Source organism: Fibrobacterota bacterium (assembly GCA_019509785.1).
Lineage (GTDB): Bacteria > Fibrobacterota > Fibrobacteria > UBA11236 > UBA11236 > Chersky-265.
On sequence record JAEKLQ010000005.1, the window covers coordinates 1 to 3,728 of the forward strand.

Annotated in this window: 3 protein-coding genes; all 3 read left to right on the forward strand. The window is 69.6% G+C overall.

Annotation, left to right across the window (positions count from 1 at the left end; translation table 11 throughout):
- Positions 1-2,527 (forward strand): error-prone DNA polymerase (locus JF616_00155; GenBank protein MBW8886140.1); only part of this gene is annotated, 2,527 nt, incomplete at its 5' end.
- Positions 2,528-2,626: 99 nt separating this feature from the next.
- Positions 2,627-3,403, forward strand: coding sequence for a peroxide stress protein YaaA (gene yaaA / locus JF616_00160; GenBank protein ID MBW8886141.1), 777 nt, complete (start codon positions 2,627-2,629; stop codon positions 3,401-3,403).
- A gap of 7 nt (positions 3,404-3,410) precedes the next feature.
- On the forward strand, positions 3,411-3,728 hold a 318-nt coding region (locus JF616_00165), incomplete at its 3' end, for a 2-oxoglutarate-dependent dioxygenase (protein ID MBW8886142.1).

The following is a 3,728-nucleotide window of genomic DNA, read 5'->3' on the forward strand; positions in this document are numbered from 1 at the left end:
CACCCGGCTGAACCTGCCGCTCACCGAATGCGGGCTGGGGCTCGCGCCGAATGCCGAGCAGTACCTGCGCTCGCGCAGCCGGCTGGCCGGCCTCTACGAGCCGGCGTGGCTCGACAACACGCTGATGCTGGCCGCGCAATGCACCTTCTCGCTCGCCGAGCTGAAGTACGAGTACCCGCGCGAGGTCGTGCCCGAGGGCATGACGCCGATCGCCCACCTGCGCCGGCTCACCTATGCCGGCGTGCCGAAGCGCTTTCCCGACGGGCTGAAGCCCCAGTGGTCGAAGCTGATCGAGGACGAGCTCGCGCTGATCGAGCAGCTCGGCTACGAGGCCTACTTCCTGACGGTGGCCGACATCGTGCGCTGGGCCCGCGCGCGGGGCATCCTGTGCCAGGGGCGCGGCAGCGCGGCGAACTCGCTGGTGTGCTACTGCCTCGAGGTGACCGAGGTCGACCCCGAACGCGCGACGCTGCTGTTCGGCCGCTTCATCAGCGCCGAGCGCAACGAGCCGCCCGACATCGACATCGACTTCGAGCACCAGCGCCGCGAAGAGGTCATCCAGTACATCTACGGCAAGTACGGCCGCCACCGCGCGGCGCTGACCGCGGTCGTCATCAGCTACCGGCCGCGCAGCGCGGTGCGCGACGTCGGCCGCGCGCTCGGCATCGACCTGCAGCGCATCGACGCCGTCTCGAAGAGCCAGCAGTGGTTCGACGGCCGCGGCATCAGCCGCGAGCGCCTGCGCGAGAACGGCTTCGATCCCGATTCGCTGGTGGTGCGGCAATGGGCCGAGCTGACCGGCATGCTGGTGGGTTTTCCGCGCCACCTGAGCCAGCACCCGGGCGGCTTCGTGATCGCGCGCGACCAGATCGAGCAGCTGGTGCCGGTCGAGAACGCCGCGATGGACAAGCGCAGCGTCGTGCAGTGGGACAAGGATGACCTCGACGCGCTCGGGCTCATCAAGGTCGACATCCTCGCGCTCGGCATGCTCAGCGCGCTGCGCCGCGCGCTGGAATTCATCGGCCACAAGCGGGGCCGTGAGTTCCGCATGCAGGACATCGCCGAGGGCGACACGCCCACCTACGACATGATCTGCCAGGCCGACACCGTCGGCGTGTTCCAGATCGAGAGCCGCGCGCAGATGAGCATGCAGCCGCGCCTGCGGCCGCGCACCTACTACGACCTGGTGGTCGAGGTCGCGATCGTGCGGCCCGGCCCGATCCAGGGCGGCATGATCCACCCCTACCTGAAGAACCGGCTGCTCCCCGATGACGAGATCGACTGCCCCGAGGGCATCCGGCCCGCGCTGATGCGCACGAAGGGCGTGCCGATCTTCCAGGAGCAGGTGATGCAGATCGCGATGCTGGCCGCCGACTTCACGCAGGGCGAGGCCGACCAGCTGCGCCGCGCGATGGCCGCCTGGAAGCGCAAGGGCGGCCTGGGGCCGTTCCACGAGCGGCTGGTCGGCCGCATGGTCGCCAACGGCTACGCGCTCGAGTACGCCGAGCGCATCTTCAAGCAGATCGAGGGCTTCGGCGAGTACGGCTTCCCGGAGAGCCATGCGGCCGGCTTCGCGCTGCTCGCCTACGACAGCAGCTGGATCAAGTGCCACCACCCCGATGCGTTCCTCGCGGCCTTGCTGAACAGCCAGCCGATGGGGTTCTACGCGCCGGCGCAGCTGGTGCGCGATGCGCGCGAGCACGGCGTCGAGGTGCGGCCGGTCGACGTGGCGTGCAGCGACTGGGAGTGCACGCTCGAATGGTCGCTGGAATGGCCGCTGGAGAAGCCTCTCGGCGAGGCCGCTCCGGGCGACGGGTTGCGGCCGGTGCGGCTGGGGCTGAACCGCGTCGGCGGCTTGTCCGAGGCGGCGGCGCAGCGCATCGTGGCAGCCCGCGAGCACGGCGCCTTCGCGAGCCCCGAAGACCTGGCGCGGCGCGCCGAGCTGAATGCCCACGAGCTGCAGTCGCTGGCGCAGGCCGATGCGCTGCACAGCCTGAGCGGCCACCGTCACCAGGCGGCCTGGGCGGTGGCCGGCATCGACACGCGGCCCACCGCGATGCTGCGCCGCACCCGCGTCGACGAGCCCGCGCTGCTGCTGCCCGCGCCGGCCGAGGTCGAGGAGACGGTGGCCGACTACCAGGCGCTCGGTCTGACGCTGAAGCGCCACCCGCTCGCGCTGCTGCGCCCGCAGCTCGAGGCCTTCCAGGTGCAGACCGCGGCCGTGCTGCGCGGCTACCCCGACGGCCGGCTGGCGCGCGCGAGCGGGCTGGTCACGCACCGGCAGCGGCCGCAGACTGCCAAGGGCACGGTCTTCGTCACGCTGGAAGACGAGACCGGCGCCGTCAACATCATCGTCTGGCCGCGCGTGTTCGAGACCCAGCGCCAGGCCTTGCTCGCTTCGCGGCTGCTGACGGTCTACGGCCAGTGGCAGCGGCAGGGCGACGTGATGCACCTGCTGGCGGTCAAGATGATCGATCACACGCCCTTGCTGGGCGGATTGGTGGCAAGAAGTCGCGATTTCCGATGACGCGCCGACGCCGCGGGCACACCTGGAAACCAGATGTTGCGCGCCGATTCGATAGAGTTCGGGATTCCCGTGTTTCCTGCCACACCGCGCTCCGGCTTCATGCTGTTCCTGCTCTCGCCTGCCAAGACCCTCGACTACGACACGCCGCTGCGCACCGCGCACGAGCCGACGATGCCGTCCTTCCTGCCCCGGTCGGCGGAGCTGATCAAGCTGCTGAAGACGCAGTCGGTTGCCGACATCGCGGCGCTGATGCACCTGTCCGAGCCGCTGTCGGCGCTCAACGTCGAGCGCTATGCCGCGTGGAGCCCGCGCTTCACCGACGCCAACAGCCGCCCGGCCGCGCTCGCGTTCGATGGCGATGTCTACGACGGCCTGAAGGCCCCGACGCTGAGCGACGCCGACCTGGCCTGGGCGCAGGACCACCTGTGCATCCTGTCGGGCCTGTACGGCGTGCTGCGCCCGCTCGACCGCATGCAGCCCTATCGGCTCGAGATGGGCACCGCCCTGCCGACGCCGCGCGGCGCCACGCTGTACGACTACTGGGGCGACACGCTGGCCGAGCACCTGAACGAGCGCCTCGCGGCCGATGCCAGCCCGGTGATCGTCAACCTCGCGTCGAACGAGTACTTCCGCGCGGTGCGCCGCAAGGTGCTGAAGGCGCGCGTCGTCGAGTGCGTGTTCGAGGACTGGAAGAACGGCCAGTACAAGGTCATCAGCTTCTTCGCCAAGCGCGCCCGCGGCCTGATGGCGCGGCACGCGATCAAGAAAAAGCTCGCCACCCCGAAGGGGCTGGAAAAATTCAACGCCGACGGTTACCGTTTCGATCCTGCCGCGTCGCAACCCGACCGGCTGGTTTTTCGCCGACACCTGAGCTGAACCCACCATGAACAGCACGACCAAGCAGAGCATCACGCCCGAACTGCGGCAATGGATCATCGACCAGGCCAAGGCCGGTCGCAGCCCGGACGATGTCCTGAAGTCCATGATCGACAGCGGCTGGACCGAAGACGTCGCGATCGAGGCGCTCGAGGACACGCTGCAGGGCTTCCTGAAGGACCACGCGAAGGCGAACGGCCTGCCGGTGCCGGTGCCGGTGCCCGAGCCCGACCTGCTCGATTCGCCCGGCTCGGTGGTGGTCGACGGGCATGAGGTCAAGATCGTGATGACGATGCGCAACCCGCGCGTCGTCGTGTTCGGCGGG